We start from the raw sequence: 4,382 nt of genomic DNA, 5'->3' as shown, positions 1-4,382 counted from the left end.
GCCGGCCGCGCAAGCGAGGACTCTCGCTGCTCACGGCCCGCCCCTGGCTCCTCCTCGCCCCGGGCCTGGTCATCCTCGCGGTGCTCATGCTGTGGCCGCTCATCCAGGTCTTCATCTTCTCGCTGCAGGATTACGGCCTGCGTGAGATCAACACCGGAGAGAACAACTGGATCGGCGTCGACAACTACGTCGAGGCGCTCACCAATCCGACACTCTGGACGGTCGTCCTCCCGAACACGGTCGGCTTCGCCGCCGTGGCCGTGTTCGTCACCGTCGCAGTGGGCACGCTCGTCGCCCTGCTGCTCGCGAAGCTCGGCACCGTCTGGCGCACGATCGTCTCCAGCTGCATCATGGTGGCCTGGGCGATGCCCGCCGTCACCGGAACCTACGTCTGGACGTTCATCTTCGATGCCGACCGCGGCATCTTCAACACCGTCCTGCAGGACCTCGGTCTGATGGACGACCCGGTGAACTGGTTCACCAACCAGTGGTCGTTCTACGCGATCGTCCTGCTCAACGTGGTGCACCACGGCTTCCCGTTCGTCGCGATCACGGTTCTCGCCGGTCTTCTGGGCGTCTCGAAGGAGATGCTGGAGGCCGCGGCCCTCGACGGCGCCAACGCCTGGATGCGCTTCTGGAAGATCATCTTCCCGACGCTCAAGCCCGTCTTCTCGGTCGTGATCATCCTGTCGACGATCTGGGACTTCAAGGTCTTCGCGCAGGTCTACCTGATGCCCGGTGGAGGCGGCGGCAACCGATCGGTGCTCAACCTCGGTGTCTGGTCGTACGTCGAGTCCTTCGGCCAGAACCGCTACGGGTTCGGTGCCGCCCTCGCCGTTCTCCTCACCCTCGTGCTGATCGGCATCACGATCGTCTACATCCGTTCGCTCATGAAGGAGGACGAGCTGTGAACCCCCGCCCCTCGGTCATGTCGCGCGTCGGCACCGGCATCGCGATCGCCGCCGTCCTGATCTTCACGCTGTTCCCCGTCTACTGGATGGTCTCCAGTGCCCTCGACGCCAAGGCGTCCAGCGGCGGGCAGTCCCTCCTGCCGCAGGAGTTCACGTTCGACAACTTCGCGTTCGTGCTCACCGACGGCGGTTTCGCCACCTACCTCCGCAACTCCGCGATCGTTGCGCTCGTCACCGTCCTCGTCAGCGCCCTGGTGTGCCTGCTCGCGGCGGTCGCCGTCGCGCGCTTCCGCTTCAAGTTCCGCACCACGATCCTCATGATGATCCTCGTCGTGCAGATGGTGCCGCTCGAGGCCCTCGTCATCCCGCTGTTCCTCCAGGTGAAGAGCCTGGGCCTGCTCAACAGCATCCTGGGTCTGATGGTCGTCTACGTGGCGCTATCGCTGGCGTTCGGCATCTGGATGCTGCGCGGATTCGTCGCCGCGGTGCCGGTGGAGCTCGAGGAGGCCGCCTACATCGACGGTGCCAGCTGGTGGCGGATGTTCCGCTCGATCCTGCTGCCGCTCGTGATGCCCGGTCTCGTCGCGACCAGCATCTTCAGCTTCATCACCGCGTGGAACGAGTTCATCTTCGCCATGACGATCCTCGGCAGCGCCACCGACCAGTACACGGTGTCGATCGGTCTGAAGTCGTTCTTCGGGCTGCACTCCAACGACTGGGGCAGCATCATGGCGGCATCGACGATCATCACGATCCCTGTCATGATCTTCTTCGTGATCGTGCAGCGCCGGCTCTCCGCCGGCATGGTGGCAGGAGCGGTGAAGGGATGACGGACGAGCTCGAACGACTCGCCAATGCGGTGCTCTGGCCCGGGTTCCTCGGGACCGAGGCTCCGCAGTGGCTCGTCGCCGAGCTCGAAGAGGGCCTCGCCGGCGTGGTCTACTTCGGGCAGAACATCGGCGAGGATCTGTCCGCGTTGAGCGCGCAGATCCTCCGCGCGAATCCCGACGCCCTGATCGGCATCGACGAGGAGGGCGGCAACGTCACCCGTCTCGAGTCCGCGACAGGATCCACCCTTCCCGGGGCCGGGCAGCTCGGCATCCTCGACGACGTCGAGGCGACGAGGGCGTCGGGCGCAGAGCTCGCCAGACGGGTCACCGCGATCGGCGGAAACGTCGTCCTCGGGCCGGTCGCCGACGTGAACACCGATCCGCGCAACCCGGTGATCGGCGTCCGCTCGTTCGGCGATGACGAGACACTCGTCTCGCGACACGTCCTGGCTGCCGTCGACGGGATCCAGAGCGGCGCGGCCGCGGCGTGCGTCAAGCACTTCCCCGGACACGGCGACACGCACCTGGACTCGCATCACGCGTCGCCCGTGATCTCGCTCGACATCGACGAGTTCGAGCGGGTGCACCTCGAGCCGTTCCGGGCCGCGGTGGCCGCGGGCGTCGACTCGATCATGACGGCGCACATCGTCGTCCCGGCGTGGGGAGCCGAGCCTGCGACGCTGAACCGCCGGGTTCTCGGCATGCTCCGCGACTGGGGCTTCGACGGTGTGATCATCTCGGACGCCCTCGACATGGCGGCGATCCGTGAGACCGTCGGCATCGGTGTCGGCGCGGCACGGGCGCTCGCGGCGGGCGTCGACCTGCTGTGCATCGGCAACCCCACCAACAGGGGAGGAGCCACCCTTCCCGACCAGGATCGACGCGACTTCCTGGACGCGCGGGACGGCATCGTGGCTGCGCTCCGAGACGGATCGCTGCAGCGGACGCGGATCGAAGAGGCGGCCGCTCGGGTCGCCACCCTCGCCGGTGCCCTGCGGGAGCGTGCCGACGCGGCATCCGCTCCGGTCGACTTCGATCCACGCGAGATCGTCGGTCGGGCGATCACGGGCGCGACGGCGGATGCCGAGGCACTCGCCGTCGTCGACGCGCGCCGCCGGTCGACTCTCGCCGTCGACAGCGCCTCTGCCTACGTCGCCGAAGCGCTCGCTGCCGGCGGCCACCGTGCCAGGGTCGACGTGGCTCGGACCTCGCTCGATGAGCAGGACGAGGCTCTCGACGCCGCCGTCGCGGCCGACGGCCTCACGGTCATCCTGCTGGATCGACCTGATGCGGACGACGCGCAGCGATCTCTGGTCGAGCGCGCCGCGGTCCGCGACCCCGACGGCGTCGTGGTCAACGTCGGGCTCGCACCGCAGCATCCGCTCGCCCTGCCGATCGTCGAGGTCGGAGCGGCGAGTCTGGTCGGTGCGCAGGCGGCCAGAGAACGGCTGATCGGCAGGGGCTCGACCGGAGACGGCTCGTCACGCGGCGACGCGGGCCTGGCCGACTGAGGCAGGATGACACCGTGGACTCAGACGTTCTCGCGCTGGTGCGCCGATCGATCGCCCGTCTGAGTGCTGCCGAGGCTCGGGTCGCGGAGACCATTCTCGGAGACCCCACGCTGGTCGTGGATCTCGCCATCAACGACCTCGCGCGGCTGTGCAACACGTCGCTGTCGACAGTGGCGCGATTCGCGCAGTCGCTCGGGTTCAGCGGGTACCGCGAGCTGAGGGTCGCGGTGGCTCGGACGGTGACGCTCGCTCAGGCGCAGCAGGCCAGGTTCGGTCTCGACACCACGGCGATCGATCCGGATGACGAGCCCTCGGCGATCGCCGCCAAGCTCGCGTCCCAGGAGATCGACGCGATCGAGAAGACGGCGCTGGGACTCGATGCGGCCGCCCTCGACCGCGTCGCGCTGGCCGTGGTCGCCGCGCGACACGTCGACCTGTTCGGGCAGGCCGCGTCGTCGCTCACGGCGCAGGACCTTCAGCAGAAGCTCGCTCGCATCGGATGCTCCGTCGCCCATTCCGCAGACCCGCATCTCGCCCTCACGACCGCGTCGCTGCGCTCGCCTGATGACGTCGTGATCGCCTTCTCGCACGGGGGCGAGACCCAGGAGGTCGTGCGGGCGGTGGAGGTCGCCAGAGACGCCGGCGCCCTCTCCGTTGCCGTCACGAGCGCGCCGGACTCGACGCTGGCGCTTGCCGCAGACATCGTGCTGCTCACCTACGCACAGGAGTCGCCGTTCCGCATGGCGGCGATGTCGAGTCGCATCGCGCAGCTCGCCCTCGTCGACATCCTCTTCGTGCGGGTCGTGCAGCACCGTGGGGAGCCTGTCGTGATCCCGCTCCAGCTGACGCACGACGCGGCGGCGTCGCGCCGCCGCCGCTGACCCCCGGACCGTCGGCGGGGCATCCGCCTGAGGACGAGTGTCAGTCGACGTGGTCGCGCGTGCTCGCGAGAGCGCGGGTCGCGATGCGATGCGCGCGAGCGAGGCTGCCCGTGAGCGAGAGCCCGGTGAGCACCCCCGCGAGGAATCCGGCTGCGAACGCGTCTCCCGCGCCGATCGATTCGACGACCGGCACATCCAGTGCCGCACTCTCGGTGCGCTCCGATCCCTCGAACGCGACCGCTCCGCGCG

General features: G+C 68.6%; 5 protein-coding genes. 4 read left to right on the top strand and 1 reads right to left on the bottom strand.

The genetic code is table 11. The features are described 5' to 3' along the window. From ASF80_RS07370 to ASF80_RS07355, 4 genes are all read left to right on the top strand, one after another. Window positions 1–911, top strand: a 911-nt coding sequence (locus tag ASF80_RS07370; RefSeq protein WP_235559904.1) for a carbohydrate ABC transporter permease, incomplete at its 5' end; no start/stop codon positions are given. Next, on the top strand, window positions 908–1,741 hold the full coding sequence (locus ASF80_RS07365; protein ID WP_056309366.1) for a carbohydrate ABC transporter permease: 834 nt from the start codon (window positions 908–910) through the stop codon (window positions 1,739–1,741). The genes ASF80_RS07370 and ASF80_RS07365, both read left to right, overlap by 4 nt. Continuing rightward, on the top strand, window positions 1,738–3,252 hold the full coding sequence (locus ASF80_RS07360; protein WP_056309363.1) for a glycoside hydrolase family 3 protein: 1,515 nt from the start codon (window positions 1,738–1,740) through the stop codon (window positions 3,250–3,252). The genes ASF80_RS07365 and ASF80_RS07360 overlap by 4 nt, the downstream gene beginning before the upstream one ends. A 14-nt stretch (window positions 3,253–3,266) precedes the next feature. Continuing rightward, window positions 3,267–4,133, top strand: a complete 867-nt coding sequence (locus tag ASF80_RS07355; protein WP_056515928.1) for a MurR/RpiR family transcriptional regulator — start codon at window positions 3,267–3,269, stop codon at window positions 4,131–4,133. Window positions 4,134–4,173: 40 nt separating this feature from the next. Here ASF80_RS07355 and ASF80_RS19270 read toward each other — a convergent pair whose 3' ends face one another. Next, on the bottom strand, window positions 4,174–4,326 hold the full coding sequence (locus ASF80_RS19270; RefSeq protein ID WP_268776034.1) for a PfkB family carbohydrate kinase: 153 nt from the start codon (window positions 4,324–4,326) through the stop codon (window positions 4,174–4,176). Between the last annotated feature and the right edge of the window lie 56 nt (window positions 4,327–4,382).

Origin of the sequence: Microbacterium sp. Leaf159, assembly GCF_001423615.1 — a bacterium.
Taxonomy (GTDB): Bacteria; Actinomycetota; Actinomycetes; order Actinomycetales; family Microbacteriaceae; genus Microbacterium.
This window is presented reverse-complemented; position numbering and strand designations above follow the sequence as displayed.